The sequence below is a fragment of the Thalassomonas sp. RHCl1 genome (assembly GCF_947387555.1).
Lineage (GTDB): Bacteria > Pseudomonadota > Gammaproteobacteria > Enterobacterales > Alteromonadaceae > Thalassomonas.
This window is the reverse complement of sequence record NZ_CANDNZ010000002.1, coordinates 419,540-439,156: the sequence shown is the minus strand read 5'-3', so window position 1 is coordinate 439,156 and position 19,617 is coordinate 419,540. Positions and strand designations below refer to the sequence as shown.

The window sequence follows — 19,617 nt, the reverse complement described above, 5'->3', positions numbered from 1 at the left end:
AAAGCTTATTGCTTAAACCTATTTCAGCTTTTTTAATATCGAGTCGTCAAATAGTTGCTCGGTATTAAGTGACACATCGCCGAAAGATTTACGTATCCGGCCTTTCAGGGATGTTGGCGGTATTTTAAAAAATGCCTGTACTTCGTCGGCTACCGCCTTCATTCGGGGAAAGGCAGCCAATGAACCAGTCGCATCTTTATAAATGTGTGCATCACTGAGCCAAAGTTCAAACTCCTTCACCGGCACTTGCGACAGCATCGCCATTTTAGCCAGCACCGCTTTGTCATTAACGGCGTTAAAATACTTCTTAATAAAATTATGATAAAGCTCAGGGTTTTTCTTATACGCATCCCGGTTTACCACCACCAGATCAAAAATATTTTCCGGAAAATCAGCACTGGTGGCGGTCAACTTCCCTCCCCCCTTGATGGCCTCATCCAGATTAGGATTCCAGCCGACGACACCGGCTAGTTGTTTGTTTTTAAGGAATGCCTCGCTGACTTTATCACTGCTGACATTGATGATTTGGATATCATTTAATGACAAGCCCTGTTTTTTCAGGAAAAGATGGGTGAAATACAGGGAAATCGAGTTCGACTGCAGCCCGAGTTTTTTCCCGTTTAGCGAACCGCTGTTGCCATGCAGCACCACGCCGTCGCCTCCCGAGCTGTAATCGGTGGCGGCAAGAACCACACCGTTATTTTTTATGCGCTGCATCGCGATAAAGTCATACAGGGTGACAAAAGTCATGTCCCTGACTCCCGACTGAAAGGCAGCAACACAGGTTTCATATTTTTCATAGCGATACTCAAACTCATCAATTTGATTGAGCTCAGCCATGGCATGTACCACTTCCCAAACCGGCCAGTTGGAGCCGCAAATCACAGGTTTTTTAGCATAGCTGGTCGCAGTTGTTATTAACGAAAAAACCAGGAGCATTAATAATTTTTTCATAACCTCTCTCACTATCGAACATTCAAGCCCTAAAAGTATAGGAAAGGTTATGCAATTGAGCACTGAGCGGGAGATAGGGGCAGGTTTAGGGGAGGTTTTTGCGCTTATCTGCATCAAACCCAAATAAGCTTAATAGAACATCCTTTATAACGTAATAAAGGCCGCAATGCGGCCTTTATCGGGATATCCATATCAAAAGTCTGCGTGATAAGCTGTAAAGTTTATCACGTGAAAATCAGTTAGTTATCCTGATTTCCCGCTTCTACGCGACTTTTTAATTTTTGTCCCGGTCTGAATGTCACTACCTTACGTGCTGAGATAGGAATATCTTCACCGGTTTTCGGATTACGCCCGGGACGTTCACTTTTCTCACGAAGATCAAAGTTACCAAATCCGGAAAGTTTAACCTGCTCGCCGCTTTCTAAGGTTCCACGTATTTCTTCAAAGAATACTTCAACCATTTCTTTGGCGTCGCGCTTGCTTAACCCGACTTTTTCAAATAAATGTTCTGCTACTTCTGCTTTGGTCAGCGCCATTGCTTAATCCCTCAGTGATGCATTTAGTTCAACTTTTAACGTATCAACCACGCGATTAACGACTTCGTTAATATCTTTCTCTTCAAGAGTCTTGTCATGATCTTGTAATATCATGGCAATCGCTAGGCTCTTAAAGCCGGGTTCTATACCCTTGCCCTGATATACATCGAACAAGTTTAGATCAACTAAATAATTTCCGCCAACCTTTTCAATAAGTTGTAACACTTTATTAGCATTTATTTGCTCTTCAACCACCACGGCAATGTCACGTCTATTCGACGGGAAGCGAGATAAATCGCGTGCCTCAGGTAGTTTTTGAGTTAATACTTCAGACAATAATATTTCGAACATTAATGTCCGGCCATTAAGTCCTAATTTCCTTTCTAATTCAGGATGTAAGGTACCAATGTGGCCTACAAGCTTGCCATTTTTATGGATCGCTGCCGTCTGTCCCGGGTGCAAAGCATCAATTTCTGCCTGGGAAAATTCATAAGCGCCGGCATCGGCTGTTAATGACAATAAGGCTTCAACATCACCTTTAATATCATAAAAGTCACTGGCGGCTTTTTCCATCTGCCAGTGCTCATCATTGCGCTGACCGGAGATCACACCGGCAAGCATTTGCTCCTGGCGCACGCCGTTTTCAACACTTTCATCCGGAATAAAACGCAAACCGGTTTCAAACAAGCGTACCCGGTTTTGCTGGCGGTTCTGGTTATAAGACATCGCCTGCAATAAGCCGGTCCACATGCTCAGACGCATCACCGACATTTCCGAGGAAATCGGGTGTGGCAAGGTCATCACTTCCTGACCCGGGTGAAGCAGCTCTTGTACCTTAGGATCAACAAAGCTGTAGGTAATGGCTTCCTGATAACCGCGGCTGACTAAAGTATTGCGCAATTTCGCCACAGACAACTCGGCTTCACGGTGCGTAGGCATGGTCAGCTTGGCAGTCGGTGAAACATTCGGGATATTGTTGTAGCCAAAAATACGCGCGACTTCTTCAATCAAATCCACTTCAATTGAAATATCGAAACGGTAGGCGGGGACAACCACCTGCCAGCGGTCGTTGCTAAAATCAACGGTGAAACCCAGACGTGCTAAGATCTCAGTCACGGTATTGTCTTCAATATGGAAACCAATACGGCCGTCGAGTTTTTCACGGCGAAGAGTGACGTTTTTTTCTGCCGGGATATGGCTTTCATGCTTGGCTTCAATCACAGGACCGGCCTGACCGCCAACAATCTCTAATAACAACGCGGTCGCACGTTCCATTGCCTGATGCTGCAACTGGGGATCGACACCACGCTCATAGCGGTGAGAAGCATCGGTATGCAAGCCGTATTGGCGGGCTTTGCCCAGAATGGCCAGAGGTGCAAAGAAGGCACTTTCCAGGAAAATATCCTGGCTGTCAGCGGTAACACCTGAATGCAAACCACCGAAAATACCCGCCATAGCAAGGGCTTTACTGTTGCCGTTATTCTCACCGGAACCAGTATCGGCAATCACTAAAGTATTGCTTGATAACGTCACTTCATTTTCATCCAGCAGTACCAGCTTTTCACCTTCGTTGGCAAAACGCACATCGATACCGCCATCAATTTTCGCCAAATCAAACGCATGCATCGGGTGACCAAGCTCAAGCAGAACGTAGTTAGTCACATCGACAACAGGGTCTATGCTGCGTACACCACAACGACGCAGTTTTTCTACTAACCACAGCGGTGATACCGCGTTGACATTAATGCCTTTGATCACACGGCCTAAATAACGCGGGCAAGCTTCACCGGCGCTGATGGTGATCTCGCGCTTATCATCGATGCTTGGCGATACCGCAGGCGTCTCAACTTCATTCACGGCAAGTGAGTTTAATACGCCGACTTCACGGGCCAGACCTTTAATACCTAAACAGTCACCGCGGTTGGCGGTTAAATCGACATCGATAGTGACATCATCTAAGTTCAGGTATTCACGCACACAGGTACCGATTGGCGCATCTGATGGCAATTCAATAATACCGTCTGAGGTTTCTTCCAGGCCAAGCTCAGATTCAGAGCACAGCATACCAAACGAAGGCTGGCCGCGTAGTTTGGCTTTTTTGATCTTAAAATTACCCGGTAATACCGCACCTACGGTGGCCACGGCAACTTTTAACCCTAAACGACAGTTCTTGGCGCCACAAACGATATCAACAATTTCATCGCCTAAATTAACTTTGGTTACCTGTAACTTATCGGCATCCGGGTGCTGGCCGCATTCAATCACTTCACCGACTTTAACACCGGTAAATTCGCCGGCAACAGGGTCAACACCGTCAACTTCCAAGCCAGCCATGGTGATTTGGTGGGTTAATTCTTCAGATGAAATGGCAGGATTCACCCATTCACGTAACCAGGATTCACTAAATTTCATTGTTGGCTTTCCTACTTGAACTGTTTTAAGAAGCGAAGATCATTTTCAAAAAATGAGCGTAAGTCGTTAACGCCGTAGCGCAACATGGTAAGACGCTCTACCCCCATACCAAAGGCAAAACCGGTGTACACTTCCGGATCGATACCAACACTGCGCAGGACATTGGGGTGCACCATACCGCAGCCCAGGATCTCCAGCCATTTGCCGTTTTTGCCTTTCACATCCACTTCTGCCGAAGGCTCAGTGAACGGGAAATATGAAGGACGGAAACGAATTTCCAGGTCTTCTTCAAAAAAGTTATGTAAGAAATCGTGCAATATCCCTTTTAAATGGGTAAAGCTGATGTCTTTATCGACCATCAAACCTTCTACCTGGTGGAACATAGGGGTATGGGTTTGATCGTAATCGTTGCGGTATACCTTGCCCGGCGAAATAATACGCAGCGGCGGTTTTTCCACTTCCATGGTACGGATTTGTACCCCGGAGGTTTGCGTTCTTAATACCAGTTTAGGATTAAAGTAAAAGGTATCATGATCGGCACGGGCCGGATGGTGCTCGGGAATGTTCAGGGCATCGAAGTTATGAAAGTCATCTTCAACTTCCGGACCGGATTTTACCGTAAAACCGAGATCGCCGAAAAAGCTTTCGATACGCTCGATAGTACGGGTAACCGGGTGCAATCCACCCAAGTCATTGTCACGACCCGGTAAAGTAACATCAATAGATTCGGCGGCAAGTTTTGCTTTGATCTGCTCGGCGCGTAATAACTCGCCACGAGCATTGATCATTTGTTGTACTTTTTGCTTTGCCTGGTTAATCAACTGACCTGCTTTGGGTTTTTCTTCCGGTGGTAATTTACCTAAAGATTTTAACTGTTCGGTAAGTAATCCCTTTTTACCCAAAAAATTAACTCGCACTTGATCAAGTGCCGTTGGATCGGTTGCAGCAGCGACAGCTTGTTCCGCCTGCAAAATAATGTCGTCTAAGTTCATGATCTCCTCGGATGCGAAATATGATTCGCTATTTGGGTAGACTAAGTTAATAAATAAAATGGTGAACGATTTTACACAAAAATCAATGGAGAAAGTAGGTAAAATATTGGCTTTTCAGTAAAAATTTTACATAAGTACGAAAATAACAAGTATTTGCAATATAACGAACCCTTTGCATGCAACAAATCTTGATCATTTTCCACTACTTTATCGCGGTCATAATCAAATGGAACAGTCACGTTAGCGGCTAGGCTACAAGAAGTTGATGTTATATTTTGCCAGCAATTGTTGAAAGTCCCGGCTTGATTTTAACTGTTTTAACCCGGCATCAAAGGTTTCCCTCAATTTCCCGGCATCAGCCGTTTTAGCCGAGATGCTAATATAGAGTTTCTTGCCCTGGTGCATAGCCCCGGCAGGAATGATTTCTCCCTCCAACTGCAACCGGGCTAAACTATAAGCCATCACAGAGTGGTCAAAGACCACCACCCGAACACGTTTATTCAACAACAGGTGTATCGCCCTTTCAAAGGTACTAGCCCCTCCCAAGACAAAAAATAACTCGGGGGTAACTTTCATAAATTGCTTAAATACCCTATTACCATAATCATAACCATGGGAAACCAAAACTTTATCGCCACTGGCGTGCAAATCAGCCAGGGATGGTAAACCGGTATAGCGCCAGGGATCCCCCGAACGAACAAAAAACATTTCTTTGGCATAACAGACAGCTTCATCCGGATACAATAACCCGGCGATTTCATCCTTATACAAAGTGGTCATAACATCCAACTCTCCCTGTTGCGCCAGCAGGATAGCCCTTGAAAAAGGAGCATATACCGGCAGCAACTTATAGCCGGCCGCGGTAAAGATTCGCTCACTGATATCATAAAATATTCCCCTGCTACCGCCATATTCTGAGGGTAAGCATTGAAACGGGCAGATACTGCTGACATGAATGGTTAAGGTTTTCTGCTCTTTTTCACCTTGAGCTTTAACCCCGGGGTCGGTAAACGCACAGGTAATAAATGAAAGGCAGGCTGTCAGGACAAGCAAACGGGATAACAAAAAAACCATGAGCAACCAAATCAACACAAGGCAGGTTTGTTAAGTCTAGCTCATGTGAAAGCATCCCGGTTTGGACGAGCTGCCAAGCATAAAAAACCCCGCATCGGCGGGGTTTGAAAGATTAACAACAGGAATATTTTCCTGTCAGAAACACTTTAATCAATTAACTGGTATTGGTCACGCAAGATACTGATAATTTCCGCTTTAGGATTATCCGAAAGGGTGATTTTTTCCCCGGTAATTTTTTCGGCAATCGCTGTATAAGTGTTTGAAACTTCCATCAGCACCGACTCAGGCAGTTCATTATCCCGGGCCAGGGCTTCACGCTCCGCCATACGGTCTTTATTTAGCAGGATATCCGGATCAGGGAAATGATTAAGCAGTAACTGGCGGAAACCTTCTTTGGAGTTTTCCACGACCTTACCGGTGCGGTATTGCTCGCCATCCCAGATACGGGAAGAGTCCGGCGTACCCACTTCATCCATATAGATAAGTTTGTCTTTACCGTCTCTGCCTTTGACATAACCGAATTCAAACTTGGTATCGACAAAGATTTGGTCCAGTTTTGCTAACGCGTCAGAGATCACATCAAAACCTTCGGTTAATAACTTTTCATACAAGCTGATATCTTCGAGGGATTTGAAGTTAAAGGCCTGGTAGTTGTCTTCAATATTCTTACGGGTAATGTTAACGTCATCTACCGCAGGCACACCGGGAATACCTTCTAAAATGCCTTTAGTTGACGGGGTTTGTAACAGCTCAGGTAACTTGCTGTCTTTCTCTAAACCTTCGGGTAAGGCAATACCGCAAAAATCTCGTTCGCCTTTGGTGTAGGAACGCCACATGGAGCCGGTAATATACTGACGGCAGATGGCTTCGATCATGACAGGTTTTGCTTTTTGCACGATCCAGACAAAAGGATGGGGAATATCCAGGATATGGCTGTCTGCCAGGCCGTTTTCTTTGAAGAGTTTAAACCAGTGGTTGGAAATGGCATTAAGAGCCGCCCCTTTGCCCGGGACACCTTTCATGCCGCCCTCGCCCTGCCAGATGCAATCGAAGGCCGAAATGCGATCGCTGATCACCATGATCGCCAGCGGGGTATCTTCACTGACATCATAAGATTTTTCTTTGATTAAACGGCGGCTGTCCTCGTCCGTTAACCAATAAACAGAACGTACCTTACCACTGTGCACGGCACTGTCGGTACGAATGGGAAGATCGTTATTTACTGCTAATACTTTATCCGCAAGACTCATGACTTCAGTCCTTTCCAGGTTGATATTTAAATTGAAATTAAAAGTAACGGATAACATCTTTGCTGAGGTTTCAACAACATCAGAAAATATCATCCGTTACTTTATTCAATTAAAATATCGGTAACTGGCAGGCTAAGCCGTTAAGGTTAAGAAAAAGGACGCCGAAGCGTCCTTTACCTAAAGTCTCAGTTTCTCAATTAAGCTAAAGAAGCTTGCGCTTTTTCAACTAAGAAAGAGAAGGCTGCTTTATCGTATACAGCGATGTCAGCCAGGATCTTACGGTCGATTTCAATAGAAGCCTTTTTCAGACCATTAATGAAACGGCTATAAGATAAACCATTTTGACGGGCTGCTGCGTTAATACGAGCAATCCAAAGTTGACGGAACTGACGCTTACGTTGACGACGGTCACGGTAGGCGTATTGGCCAGCTTTAGTTACAGCTTGAAAAGCAACGCGATAAACGCGACTACGGGCACCGTAGTAACCTTTAGCTTGCTTTAGAACTTTTTTATGACGCGCGCGTGCGACTACACCACGTTTTACTCTTGCCATTTTATATCTCTCCTATTAACCGTGACGTAAAAGTTTTTTAACTGACTTGATGTCAGAAGCAGCGATTTGACACTTAGCACGTAAGTGACGCTTAACTTTAGTACGACGCTTGGTCAGGATATGACGAAGACCCGCTTGTTTGAACTTGTAGCCGGAAGCTGTCTTTTTAAAGCGCTTTGCAGCACCTTTATTGGTTTTCATTTTAGGCATGTTAATAACTCCGCATTGTTATGCCAAATATTAAGCAGTAGAGGCGAAGATACTCGCGAATATAAATACCCGCCGATCTCACTTGTAGGCCCGTACTACCGGTTCATAGTGATAATAATGGTGAGCCGAATCTAACCTAAGGTTATTTCCGGCTACTTTTGTGACCAATTATTATCCTTTTTTAGGGGCTAAGACCATCACCATTTGGCGACCTTCCGCTCTGCGAGGGAAGAACTCCACTACGGTTAACTCTTCCAGGTCGTTTTTAACGCGACTCAAAAGTTCTAACCCCAGTTCCTGGTGTGCCATTTCACGGCCGCGGAAACGTAATGTTACCTTGACCTTGTCGCCACCTTCTAAAAAGCGCTTCAGGTTGCGTAGTTTGACCTGATAGTCGCCTTCATCTGTGCCAGGACGGAATTTAATTTCCTTAACCTGGATTTGTTTCTGCTTTTTGCGTTGTTCTTTCTGCTCTTTACTCTTTTCGTAAAGAAACTTACCGTAATCCATCACGCGACAGACCGGCGGTTTGGCCGTTGGGCTAATTTCAACGAGATCAACACCCGCTTTTTCGGCTTCATCCATGGCATCGTTTAATGACACGATCCCCATAGGTTCGCCGTCAAGGCCAATCAAACGTATTTCTTCTGCTGTAATTAACTCATTTAAACGATGTGCCGGCTCTTTTTGTCCGCCTCGTTGACCACCTTTAATAGCCATGTTCCTCCAAAGAACTTTGTACCAAATTAAAATATGTATTTGGATTAAAAAAAATTATGCCCGTGTATTAACTTCTTCAGTTAATTTTGCGATAAACGCATCTACAGACATTTTACCTAAATCTTCTCCACTTCGGGTACGTATCGCAATTTCGCCGTTGACCATTTCTTGATCACCAACAACTAACAAGTACGGAACGCGCTTCAAAGTGTGCTCGCGGATTTTAAAGCCTATTTTCTCATTTCTCAAGTCTAGTTTGGCTCTAAATCCATTTTCTTTCAGTTTTTTGACTACTTTTTCACAATATTCACCCTGTTTGTCGGTAATATTCATTACCGTTGCCTGAATTGGCGACAACCAGGTCGGGAATTTACCTGTGTATTCTTCGATCAAAATACCGATAAAACGCTCTAATGAACCTAAAATCGCCCTGTGGATCATTACCGGGGTATAACGTTCATTGTCTTCACCGACATAAGTCGCGCCTAAACGCTCAGGCAGAGCAAAATCAAGTTGCACCGTTCCACACTGCCAGGCACGTCCTAAACAGTCCATCAGGGTGAATTCAATTTTAGGACCGTAGAAAGCCCCTTCCCCCGGTAAATATTCAAATTCGATATTAGAGTCGGTTAATACCTGGGCTAAGCCCTGCTCCGCCTTGTCCCAGATTTCATCGCTGCCGATGCGTTTTTCCGGACGGGTGGAAAGTTTTACCACGATTTCTTCAAAACCGAATGAACCGTAGACGTCATAAACCATCTGGATACATTTGCCTACTTCGTCCGCCACCTGATCTTCGGTACAGAAGATATGGGCGTCATCCTGGGTAAAACCACGTACCCGCATCAAGCCGTGCAGTGAGCCCGAAGGTTCATTACGGTGACAGCAGCCGAATTCGGCGATACGTAAGGGTAGATCACGGTATGACTTCAAGCCTTGGTTAAATATCTGCACATGACCCGGGCAATTCATCGGTTTTATGGCGTATTCACGTTTTTCCGACTCGGTAGTGAACATGGCATCGGCGTATTTGTCCCAGTGACCGGATTTTTCCCACAGGGATCTGTCCATCATCATCGGGGCTTTGACTTCGTCGTAGTCGTATTCGTGTAATTTTTCACGAACAAATTTTTCCAGCTCGGTATAAATGGTCCAGCCGTCGTTGTGCCAGAACACCATGCCCGGCGCTTCTTCCTGCCAGTGGAATAAATCCAGGGTCTTACCGATTTTACGGTGATCGCGCTTTTCAGCTTCCGCTAAACGCTGGATATAGGCTTTTAACTGCTTTTTATCGGCCCAGGCGGTACCGTAAACCCGTTGCAGCATTTTATTGTCTGAATCGCCGCGCCAGTAGGCGCCGGCCACTTTCATCAGTTTAAAGTGATGACAATGACGCATGCTAGGCACATGAGGGCCGCGACACATGTCGATGTATTCTTCGTGATGATACAACGCTGGCTTGTCATCACGGTCGATATTTTCATCTAAGATTTCAATTTTATAGCTTTCACCGCGCGCTTCAAAGGCATCGCGGGCGTCTTGCCATGAGCCGGTTTTCTTCACCACCTGATAGTTGGTTTTCGCCAATTCCATCATACGCTTTTCCAGCACCACTAAATCGTCTTCGGTGATGGAATGTTCAAGGTCAACATCATAATAAAAGCCGTTATCGATCACCGGGCCGATGGCCATTTTGGTATCCGGCCATAATTGCTTGATGGCATGCCCTAATAAATGCGCGCAAGAGTGACGGATAATTTCTACGCCTTCTTGATCTTTACTGGTGATTAACTGCAGCGCCGCATCTTGGGTGATTAATTCACAGGCATCAACTAACTGGCCGTCGATACGACCGGCGATGGTGGCTTTGGCTAAACCCGGGCCGATATCCAGGGCAACATCCATTACCGATACGGCATTGTCGAAACTACGTTGGCTTCCGTCAGGGAGAGTAATTACAGGCATGAAATTTCCTTTATACAGTGGTGGCACATACCAAGTGTCACTTGTTTATCTATATTATTCTTTAAATACAACCGATTAACTCAGGCTGTCGTGTATTATTTTCAAAGCTTGGTACTTAATGAAAATTCTTATTTCGCCTCTTTACTACTTTAAAGAGACCTTTCTTTAAAAGCCCTACTTATATTAAGGCAACAAAACGGGGCTTATAATAAGCCGAAGGCTATGAAAGGACAACAGGTTTTCATGAAATAATCATCAATGGGAGCATAAAGTATAAAATCGTCGAGACTTAATATTTTAGCGCGTTATCATCGTCTTTTTATTCACGACTCTCAGACTTGCTGTTCATGGGAATATAATCACGGCTAAACTGGTACAGGGCTTCAATATCCACCGGTTTGCTAAAATAATAGCCCTGAAGCAAACTACAGCCGTGCTGCTGTAAAAATGCCACCTGTTCTTTGGTTTCCACCCCTTCGGCCACGGTTTCTAATCCCAGGCTATGGGCCAAGGCAATAATGCCTTTTATAATGGCTTCGCTTTCACTGTCTTTGCCTATTTCCCGGACAAAGCTGATATCAATTTTCAGGGTATCTATCGGCAAACGGCGCAAATAGCTTAACGACGAATACCCGGTGCCAAAATCATCTACCGCAATACTGATCCCGTAGCTACGGATAATACTGAGCATTTCAATGGAAGCTTCGGGGTCTTCCATAATCAAACTTTCGGTGAGTTCAATCTGGACATGGGCCGGGGGGATCTCGCATTGCTCCAGCACTTTACTGATGAGTTTATCAAAACCTTCCACTTTCAGCTGTTTCGGTGAGACATTAACAGAAACAGACAAAACTCCAAGAGCCAACTCTTCATCATTGAGAGCTTTTATTTCCATACAGGCCCGGTTAAAGACCCAGCTGCCAAATTCAATGATCAAGCCACATTCTTCCGCTAAGGGAATAAAAACCGACGGTGCTATCATCCCGCTATCATCAAAGCACCAGCGCATTAATGCCTCTACCCCCACCATTTCTCCGGTTAAGGCAGAAAACTTAGGCTGGTAATACACCCGCATCTGCTCTTTTTCCAAGGCATGGCGCAAACCGTTAACCAGGCGGGTACGTTCATTATTACGCTGTTGCAATTCGGGATCAAAGAAGCAGTAACTGTTACCCCCCTGGCGTTTCGCTGCATACATGGCAATATCCGCCGCCCGGTTAAGGGCTTCTTTATCGCTGCCGTTATCGGGAAAACAGGCGATGCCGATACTGCAGCCAACAAAAACCTCACCCCCCAGGTAATCTATCGGCGCGATCACACAGGCGATCAGCTTGGCGGCGATATTGGCGGCATGCTGCTGGTCGGCTATTTTATCGGTGGCAATGGCAAACTCATCTCCCCCTAAACGGGCGACAATATCACTTTTTCGTACTCCTGCCGTGATGCGTGACGCTACCGTGGATAAGACATGATCGCCGGCGTCATGCCCTAAGGTGTCATTGATCTGTTTAAAACGGTCCAAATCAATAAACAGCACCGCAAAGCTATGTTGTTCACGCCTGGCGCCGGCAATCAGCTTGTCCTGGAAGGTATAATAGGTGGCGCGGTTGCTCAAGCCGGTAAGCTGATCATAATTGGCCAGCTGCTCAAGCCTCAGGGCTACCTGGCGCTCTTGGGTGATGTCACGTGCAAACAGGGCAAAGGTTTGAATTTTTTCCGAAGAAAATTCGACAACAGGCAATAAGGTCACCTGAAAAAGCAAGTCGCCGACGTTTTCTTCATAGTGCTGTAGTTGGTGGCTTTCCTGAACCTGGCTCATTTGTTCCTGCAACCCCTCAGCTTGCTGCTCAGGCAACAGGGAAAACAGGCAATTACCGACCACAGAGGCTAATGGCCTGTTCAAACGGCTGGCCATTACTTCATTCAGGGCCAGGACTTTACCTGTGTTATCTAATAACAGGGCCGAGTCAGTTTGCGCATTCATCAATACCTGAATGATTTTTTCGCTTGCCTGCTTTTGCGCCAACGATTGCGCCAATTCCTGCTTCTGGCGATCTAAGTCCAGTAACACTTTGACCTTGCTCAGCAATACCCCGGCTTCTATCGGCTTGAGTAAATAGTCCACCGCACCGGCTTCATAGCCCCGAAAGACATTTTGGGCGTCCCGGCTCATGGCAGTGACAAAGATAATAGGAATATTGCGGGTATTTTTATTGGAACGCATCAGCTCTGCAACTTCAAACCCGCCCATACCCGGCATCAGCACATCCAACAAAACCAGGGCATAGGCTTGTTTAATCACCCGGCGCAGCGCTTCTTCACCGGAATCAGCAGTCACGATATTCACATCTAAGCTGGCCAGCACCCGGCTAATGGCATGAAGATTTTCTTTTTTATCATCAACAACAAGCACACTCTGTTTGATCATAACTCACGCTTTCCTACGCCAGGCTAGAGACAATCACCGCTTTGTCTGCCGCCGTTAACAGCTTCCACCAAAAAGATACGGCAAAGCAAAGCGCCTATATCCTGCAAAGGCACGATAAAGTCGGGCCGGGTATTGGCAATGGCATATTCGGGCATTTGCGGGGCTTCTGCTGTTTGCGGCGATTGCACCAGCGTCAATCCCCCCCGGCTTTTAATATTTTTCAGCCCCTTGCTGCCGTCTGAACTTGCCCCGGTTAAGACCAGCGCCACCAGGCTTGCCCCAAGCGCATCGGCCGCGGTATCAAAAAGCACATCGATGGAGGGAATTGAAAAATTTACCGGCAAATCCACCGACAGACTCAGCTTTCCCGACAATTCGAGCTGTAAATGATATCCGGCGGGCGAAATATAGACGGAGCCCGGCAGCGGCACTTCGCCAGGCCTGGCCTCCTTGACCCGTAAAGCGGTCATGCTGTCGAGCAAAAGGGCTAAATATTCACTGTCATTACCCCCGCCCTGGTGCTGCACCACCAGCACGGGCACAGGAAAAGATCCCGGAAGCCGGCCCAGCACCACAGCCAGAGCATTAAGTCCGCCGGCAGAAGCCCCTATAACCAGCATATGATACTGCTTAATCTTCATCTTGATTTGCCTTAGGCAAAGCGGCGGTTTTACGATAAATCTTAGCCCTGGGCTCAAAATCATCAAACTGATGTGTCATCGAGGTAAATTCCAGGGTTTCTTTATCCCCCAAGACAAGAAAACCTTTATGCACCAGGCTGTTGATAAGCAGATTTAATACTTTATTCTGCAGGGCCTGATTAAAATAAATCAGCACATTACGGCACATGATCAGATGCATTTCGGCAAAGACCTGATCCCGGGTGAGATTGTGATAGGCAAAAGTAATACGCTTTCTTAAAAATGCCTTCATGATCACCGCATCATAATTGTACTGGTAATACTCACTCAGGGCCTTTTTCCCTCCCCCCAGCAGATAATTATCCTGGTACTTCGCCAGATCCTGGGAATAAATACCTTTTCGGGCAATTTCTAACGAATGGTTGTTAAAGTCGGTGGCATAAATCCGGGTTTTTTCCAGCAGGCCCTCTTCATGCAGTAATATCGCCAGGGAATAAACTTCTTCCCCTGTGGCACAGCCGGCATGCCAGATATTGATACGCGAATATGTCTTTAACCTGGGGATCACCCGTTCACGGAGCTGTAAAAACACATAGGGATCACGAAACATTTCAGTGACGGTGATCGACATATCCTGAAGGAACAACTCAAAAAAATCGCTATCGTAAAGCATTTTACTCACCATATCCGAGATATGCCGGCAATCACTCAGCTCCAGACGGTTGAGTATCCTCCGCTTCAACGAAGCGCCGGCATAGTCACGAAAGTCATAGCCGTAACAGGCGTAGATGGCTTCAAGCAGCCATTTAATTTCAAATGCTTCCCGGGATTGTGTATCCATAACATCATCCTGTTAAAACAGCCAAATTTGCATCATAGATAATAAGCGCTCCATATCTACAGGTTTAGTGAGATATTCCGATGCCCCCGCCTCAATACAGCTGGTCTTGTCTTCCGGCATTGCTTTTGCCGTCAAAGCAATGATTGGCACCTGCTGATAGACACTGATTTTTCTGATTTCACGTATTGCCGTCAGGCCGTCCATTTCCGGCATCATAATATCCATTAAAATCAAATCAAAAGGTGCATCACGCTCAGCAATTTTTTCTAATGCCACCTGGCCATTTTCCGCCATGGTGACATTCACCCCGGACTTTTCAAGCTCCCGCGACAGAGCAAAAATATTTCTCATATCATCGTCGACCAGTAAGATCTCCTGTCCCGACAAAGTTGTTGATTGATCATGGAGCATTTTTAAGGTTTTTTGCTGCTCCATGGAAAAGGCGCTCTGGATACTGTGCAGAAACAAGGATACATCATCGAGTAACCGCTCCGGTGACTCGGCCCCCTTGACGATAATGTCTTCGCTTATCTTGCACAATTCCTTATATTCATCGTCCGGAATATCTTTACCGGTATAAACAATCACCGGCACCCGCTCTTGCCCGCGAAACTGCTTGATGGTGGTTAATAGTTCCACCCCGCTCATATCCGGCAAGCCCAAATCCAGAATAATACAGTCCACCTTATGCTCACCCAGGTATTCAAGCGCCTTGGCGCCGCAATCGACACAATCTACCCGGATGGTCTCTGCCGCAATCAGCTTGGTAATCGCCTGCTGGTTACCAAGATCATCTTCAATCACCAGTACCTGTTTGAATTGGCGAGATGAAGTTTTAACCAGTGAACTGAGTAAATGCCCAATTTGTTCATTAGCCACAGGTTTAGCCAGAAAACTGAAAGCCCCGGAATTTAAAGAGTCCTGCTCACAATCAGCTCCGGAGGCAATATGTACCGGAATATGCCGGGTCTTGAGGTTGAACTTAAGCTGCTCTAACACCGTTAAGCCATTAATATCGGGCAGGCCTAAATCCAGGATAATGCCCATAGGCAAAAATTGCTGGGCCAGCAACAGTCCTTCCCTGCCCTTGTCGGTGGCCAGGCACTTAAAGCCTTCCTTTCGCGCGACTTTAACAAGAACCCGGGCAAAATGAATATCATCTTCTATCACCAATAAAGTTTTATCACTTTCCTGGATAATCTCCCTGTCATCATCGAGAAAATCGCCGGGCGGCGTCATTTTCTCTGGTGGGGAGCAAGCATTGACCCGGGCCTCTGCTTTGGCGGCTTTAAAAACTCTATCTTCCTGCAAAGCCGGCTCTGATGGCGGAGTTATCTCTTGTAAATGCAAGGGGAGATACAAGGTGAAAACACTGCCCTGTCCCAGAGTACTTTGCAGTTTTATTTCCCCGCCAAGCAGATGAGCCAGCTCCCGTGATATCGCCAACCCTAAGCCGGTACCGCCATATTTACGGTTGATGGAACCATCTTCTTGTTGAAAGGCTTCAAAAATCGCCACTTGTTTATCATCCGCAATGCCGATGCCGGTGTCTATCACGGAAAACGCCAGGGAAGTGTCCGCCTCAATATAATCCGGCAGTTGCTGTAGTTCGGGTAATGGCCGGTGGATCCGCAAACGGACCGAGCCTTTGCTGGTAAATTTAAAAGCATTGGACATAAAGTTTTTTAAGATCTGCTCCAGCCGTTGGATATCGCTCTGTATGACGGCGGGGACGTCGGCATCCTGGCTGAGGCTAAATTCAACTTGCTTTTGCTGCGCCAGTTTGGCAAACATCAGCTCTAGATCCCGGCAAACCGTTTCCAGGGACATAGACTCAATATGCACGGTGAGTTTGCCCGCTTCCACTTTAGACAAGTCCATAATGTCATTAATGAGCATCAACAGTGCCAGGCCCCCTTCATGGATCACTTTCGCATCTTCAAGTTGTTCATCCGTCAGATTGCCTTCATCGTTATTGGCCAATGACTTGGATAAAATCAGTAAGCTGTTTAACGGCGTCCGTAATTCGTGGGACATATTCGCCAAAAATTCTGATTTATATTTACTGGTGGTGGTGAGCTCTTCCGCTTTTTTCTCCAATTCAGCTTTAGTATGTTGTAAGTTTTTCGATTGTTCGATTAAGGTTTTTTGCTTTTCCGACAACTCCTCGTTGGAAACGCGTAATTCTTCCGATTGCTGCTGCAGCTCTTCCTGGGACAGTTTCAGTTGCTGTGCCCGGCTCTCCAGGTTTTCATTGACCGAACGTAACTCTTCTTTTTGCAGATTAAGCTCAAGTGCCTGGTTTTGGGTTTCCACCAACAGCTTTTCGGTGCGGTTACGGTTGGCGACATTGTCAATAATGATCCCTAAATTAATACTGACTTTTTCCAGCAACTGCAGCTGACGGTCGGTGAAAGCGACAAAGCTGGCCAGCTCAATGATCCCCACCAGGTTATTTTCATGCATCACCGGATAGGCAAGGATATTCATCGGCTGCTGCTGTCCCAGGGCAGACTTGATGCGGATATAATCCCCCGGCACCCGGGTCAGTAAAATCGGCTTACCTTCTTTTGCCGCCTGCCCGGCCAGGCCTTCCCCCATCTGGAGCTGCGCAGACAACTCCTTGCGCTCGGTAAAGGCATAACTGCCACAAAGTGACAAGGAAAGGGATTCTTGCCCGTCCTTATCGACCTGGTTTGCCAGATAAAAGACACCATGCCCGGCTTCAAAGCTCCTGGCTAAATGCGAGATCACCAGCTCGCAGATATCACTCAGGCTCAACACCCCCTGGGTAAGCTCCATCACCCGGTTTTCCTGGGTAGTTAACCAATTTTGCTGCTCTAAACGCTCAGCCCGCTCAGCGATTTGCTGCTTCATTTTCTCCAGCGCACGCCCTAACCTCATCATTTCTACCGAGCCCGTTAGCTGGGTATCTATTGCATATTCACCATTGCCTATTTTCACCGTCATGGCCAATAACTGGTGGATAGGCCGGACCACAGCACGCACTATCATGATTGCCAGACACAGGATAAGCAGGATAACCGTACCAAAAAGTATGCTTGACTCACGCTCCAGCCGGTTCAGCCCTTGCTGGTGCTGGTTAAAGTCGGCAACAAGCAACATTTCCTGATCTTTACTCATTTGCGCTAATTTTGATTCTATGCTACTCACTAAAGGGATCGCCCGGGTCGCCAGCCAATGGTTGGCCAGATCGCTTTTTTGCCCCTGCATGATCTCCTGCATCCTGTCCACTAACTGGGCAAACTTGTTTCTTGCCACCGTTAACCGGCTAAAGGCCAGTTGCTGCCTGGCGCTAAAAGACGGACTCAACTCCACTAACTGCAGGTAACGGGCTTCATTGATTTGCCACTGTTTTTGATAGAGTTGAAGATAACTTTTATCCGCCAGCAAAACATAGAGTTCAATATAGACCTGCGACTGACTGATACTGGCGCGAAAGTCAGCCATAGCCTTAAATAAGCGCATACGGGCCTCAGCGGATTTTTGCCTGGCCTCTTCATTGATCATGGCGGTGATACTGTCCAAAATCACTTGATTGGCAGGCGTGAGCTCTAATGTCAGAATTTTAGCGGCGGGCTTATTGTCATCACTATCGGCAATGACTTCTATTTCGTCCTGATACTGGCGGAACTTAACCAGCTCTGCCTGCAGCTGGTTGAGAGTTTTGATATTGTCCGGATTGGTCCAGTCAAGCGATAACATTTTCATGGTCGCCAGTGACATGCCGATCTCATTTTGCCAGTATCCGGCACGCTGTTTTTTAAATACAGGATCTTTAAGTAATATCCAGCCACGCAGGGAAGCCAGGGTTCCCTGGATACCGATAAGCATTTCTTTAGAGCTGTGGGCGGTGGGGATCCGGGTCTTGGCGATTCTTTTTTCTGTTTGGGCAATTACTGCAAAATTGACTTGAATGACCAGGATGACGGCTAGTATTAACATCAATACCAGCGAAAACCCTAACCAAATCTTAGCGGTGAAGGTTAAATTTTTCACCCCGTCATACTCCAGTCAACAAGGCCCTAATGACAGCCGGTTGATAATGGCTTTAAGTAAAGAAAGGATAGTACAATTTATCAAGAGTCGACTAACTTAGCTGTTGCTTGCTCAAGTAAATTACAGGATCACACGGAACGACTTGCAAAGATATAATGCCGACATCCGGGAGCAAAATCTCCCTTGTTATTGCACTGAATATCTTTATGGCAAACAATTGCTTAAAATGGAAAAATAAGTCATGCCCTACGATGCATTCAGGAGTGTCCATTTGTTCCACGGAATTTACGCGCTTTATCTGCTGGTGTTTTTAAACCTGCCCTCTGCCCGGCTAGCCGCTGAAATGCCGTTACCGGCATCAAGTATGACGGCGGATGATCCGGCAGCACAAAACGCCTGGCAGCTTTGGCGGGAAAATGAGCACTCACGTGTCCGGTACCGCCCCGTCAATGACAGTCCACTGATAGAAATTTCAGCAGAGCTCAAACTCAGCTCGACTTTGTCGGGCTTTTTACTGTTTTTACAAGATTACCCCAATATCCCGAACTGGTTGGACAATGCCAGCCAGGCCCGTTTATTAGCACAAATAACCCCCCGGGAAAATATTTTCATCACATACTTTGACGGTTTTTGGCCGGTAAAAGCCAGAGAAATGCTGATACATTCCACTTACTGGCAAAACCCTGACTTATCCGTGGAAATTGCCGTCAACGATGCAAGTCATGCGCTGGAGAACAACACAAATGCTATTCGCATCAAAATTCATAATGCCCATTGGCAACTTACCCCCCTGGCAGATAAACAACTTAAAATACACTACCGCCTGATTGCCAGCCCCGAAGGAAACTTGCCTTTATGGCTGGCAAATAAGCTCTCCCTCAGGGCGATGTGGAAAACCCTGCAAGCCTTACATAAGCAGCTTCCCTTGTCTAAATGGCAACAAAAAAGCATTCCGGGCATCAAAGAACAGGACTAATAACGGCTTTAGCCGAATAAACCGTAAAAAACGACTTAGATAGA

15 protein-coding genes are annotated in these 19,617 nt (G+C 46.3%); 1 reads left to right on the top strand and 14 read right to left on the bottom strand.

Features of this window, described 5'->3' with window-relative positions:
- Positions 1-18 precede the first annotated feature (18 nt).
- From QL234_RS07955 to QL234_RS07890, 14 genes are all read right to left on the bottom strand, one after another.
- Complete coding sequence (locus tag QL234_RS07955; protein WP_281557290.1) at positions 19-954, bottom strand: ABC transporter substrate-binding protein; 936 nt, start codon at positions 952-954, stop codon at positions 19-21.
- 239 nt (positions 955-1,193) lie between these two features.
- Positions 1,194-1,490, bottom strand: coding sequence for an integration host factor subunit alpha (locus QL234_RS07950; RefSeq protein ID WP_281557289.1), 297 nt, complete (start codon positions 1,488-1,490; stop codon positions 1,194-1,196).
- 3 nt (positions 1,491-1,493) lie between these two features.
- Entirely contained in the window at positions 1,494-3,902 is a 2,409-nt protein-coding gene (pheT, locus tag QL234_RS07945; protein WP_281557288.1) for a phenylalanine--tRNA ligase subunit beta, read from the bottom strand.
- 11 nt (positions 3,903-3,913) lie between these two features.
- Positions 3,914-4,894: a phenylalanine--tRNA ligase subunit alpha gene (pheS, locus tag QL234_RS07940; protein WP_281557287.1), complete on the bottom strand. Its 981-nt coding sequence runs from the start codon at positions 4,892-4,894 to the stop codon at positions 3,914-3,916.
- Between the two features lie 252 nt (positions 4,895-5,146).
- Complete coding sequence (locus tag QL234_RS07935) at positions 5,147-5,968, bottom strand: transporter substrate-binding domain-containing protein (RefSeq protein ID WP_281557286.1); 822 nt, start codon at positions 5,966-5,968, stop codon at positions 5,147-5,149.
- 146 nt (positions 5,969-6,114) lie between these two features.
- Complete coding sequence (locus tag QL234_RS07930) at positions 6,115-7,218, bottom strand: phosphoribosylaminoimidazolesuccinocarboxamide synthase (RefSeq protein WP_281557285.1); 1,104 nt, start codon at positions 7,216-7,218, stop codon at positions 6,115-6,117.
- A gap of 197 nt (positions 7,219-7,415) precedes the next feature.
- Positions 7,416-7,772 (bottom strand): 50S ribosomal protein L20, encoded by a 357-nt coding sequence (rplT, locus tag QL234_RS07925; protein WP_044834848.1) that lies wholly within the window; start codon positions 7,770-7,772, stop codon positions 7,416-7,418.
- 15 nt (positions 7,773-7,787) lie between these two features.
- Positions 7,788-7,982: a 50S ribosomal protein L35 gene (gene rpmI / locus QL234_RS07920; protein ID WP_044834847.1), complete on the bottom strand. Its 195-nt coding sequence runs from the start codon at positions 7,980-7,982 to the stop codon at positions 7,788-7,790.
- Positions 7,983-8,153: 171 nt separating this feature from the next.
- Entirely contained in the window at positions 8,154-8,702 is a 549-nt protein-coding gene (infC, locus tag QL234_RS07915) for a translation initiation factor IF-3 (RefSeq protein ID WP_281557284.1), read from the bottom strand.
- A gap of 54 nt (positions 8,703-8,756) precedes the next feature.
- A complete protein-coding gene (thrS, locus tag QL234_RS07910; RefSeq protein ID WP_281557283.1) occupies positions 8,757-10,667 on the bottom strand; it encodes a threonine--tRNA ligase in 1,911 nt (636 codons plus the stop codon).
- A 319-nt stretch (positions 10,668-10,986) separates the two neighbouring features.
- Positions 10,987-13,095, bottom strand: coding sequence for an EAL domain-containing protein (locus tag QL234_RS07905; RefSeq protein WP_281557282.1), 2,109 nt, complete (start codon positions 13,093-13,095; stop codon positions 10,987-10,989).
- Positions 13,096-13,118: 23 nt separating this feature from the next.
- Positions 13,119-13,736, bottom strand: a complete 618-nt coding sequence (locus tag QL234_RS07900) for a chemotaxis protein CheB (protein ID WP_281557281.1) — start codon at positions 13,734-13,736, stop codon at positions 13,119-13,121.
- Positions 13,726-14,577, bottom strand: a complete 852-nt coding sequence (locus tag QL234_RS07895; RefSeq protein ID WP_281557280.1) for a protein-glutamate O-methyltransferase CheR — start codon at positions 14,575-14,577, stop codon at positions 13,726-13,728. The genes QL234_RS07900 and QL234_RS07895 overlap by 11 nt, the downstream gene beginning before the upstream one ends.
- Positions 14,578-14,589: 12 nt before the next feature.
- The gene (locus QL234_RS07890; protein ID WP_281557279.1) at positions 14,590-18,597 is read right to left on the bottom strand and encodes a response regulator; all 4,008 of its coding nucleotides are present in this window, start codon (positions 18,595-18,597) and stop codon (positions 14,590-14,592) included.
- Positions 18,598-18,838: 241 nt separating this feature from the next.
- Here QL234_RS07890 and QL234_RS07885 point away from each other — a divergent pair, with 241 nt between their 5' ends.
- Positions 18,839-19,573 (top strand): START domain-containing protein, encoded by a 735-nt coding sequence (locus tag QL234_RS07885; RefSeq protein ID WP_281557278.1) that lies wholly within the window; start codon positions 18,839-18,841, stop codon positions 19,571-19,573.
- Positions 19,574-19,617 lie beyond the last annotated feature (44 nt).

Excerpts from the sequence above, each read along its gene's own strand:
- pheT (WP_281557288.1), bottom strand. The coding sequence starts at position 3,902 with ATGAAATTTAGTGAATCCTGGTTACGTGAATGGGTGAATCCTGCCATT.
- QL234_RS07935 (WP_281557286.1), bottom strand. The coding sequence starts at position 5,968 with ATGGTTTTTTTGTTATCCCGTTTGCTTGTCCTGACAGCCTGCCTTTCA.
- infC (WP_281557284.1), bottom strand. The coding sequence starts at position 8,702 with ATGGCTATTAAAGGTGGTCAACGAGGCGGACAAAAAGAGCCGGCACAT.
- rplT (WP_044834848.1), bottom strand. The coding sequence starts at position 7,772 with ATGGCAAGAGTAAAACGTGGTGTAGTCGCACGCGCGCGTCATAAAAAA.
- QL234_RS07950 (WP_281557289.1), bottom strand. The coding sequence starts at position 1,490 with ATGGCGCTGACCAAAGCAGAAGTAGCAGAACATTTATTTGAAAAAGTC.
- QL234_RS07955 (WP_281557290.1), bottom strand. The coding sequence starts at position 954 with ATGAAAAAATTATTAATGCTCCTGGTTTTTTCGTTAATAACAACTGCG.
- QL234_RS07930 (WP_281557285.1), bottom strand. The coding sequence starts at position 7,218 with ATGAGTCTTGCGGATAAAGTATTAGCAGTAAATAACGATCTTCCCATT.
- rpmI (WP_044834847.1), bottom strand. The coding sequence starts at position 7,982 with ATGCCTAAAATGAAAACCAATAAAGGTGCTGCAAAGCGCTTTAAAAAG.
- QL234_RS07885 (WP_281557278.1), top strand. The coding sequence starts at position 18,839 with ATGCCCTACGATGCATTCAGGAGTGTCCATTTGTTCCACGGAATTTAC.
- QL234_RS07895 (WP_281557280.1), bottom strand. The coding sequence starts at position 14,577 with ATGGATACACAATCCCGGGAAGCATTTGAAATTAAATGGCTGCTTGAA.
- pheS (WP_281557287.1), bottom strand. The coding sequence starts at position 4,894 with ATGAACTTAGACGACATTATTTTGCAGGCGGAACAAGCTGTCGCTGCT.
- QL234_RS07905 (WP_281557282.1), bottom strand. The coding sequence starts at position 13,095 with ATGATCAAACAGAGTGTGCTTGTTGTTGATGATAAAAAAGAAAATCTT.
- thrS (WP_281557283.1), bottom strand. The coding sequence starts at position 10,667 with ATGCCTGTAATTACTCTCCCTGACGGAAGCCAACGTAGTTTCGACAAT.
- QL234_RS07900 (WP_281557281.1), bottom strand. The coding sequence starts at position 13,736 with ATGAAGATTAAGCAGTATCATATGCTGGTTATAGGGGCTTCTGCCGGC.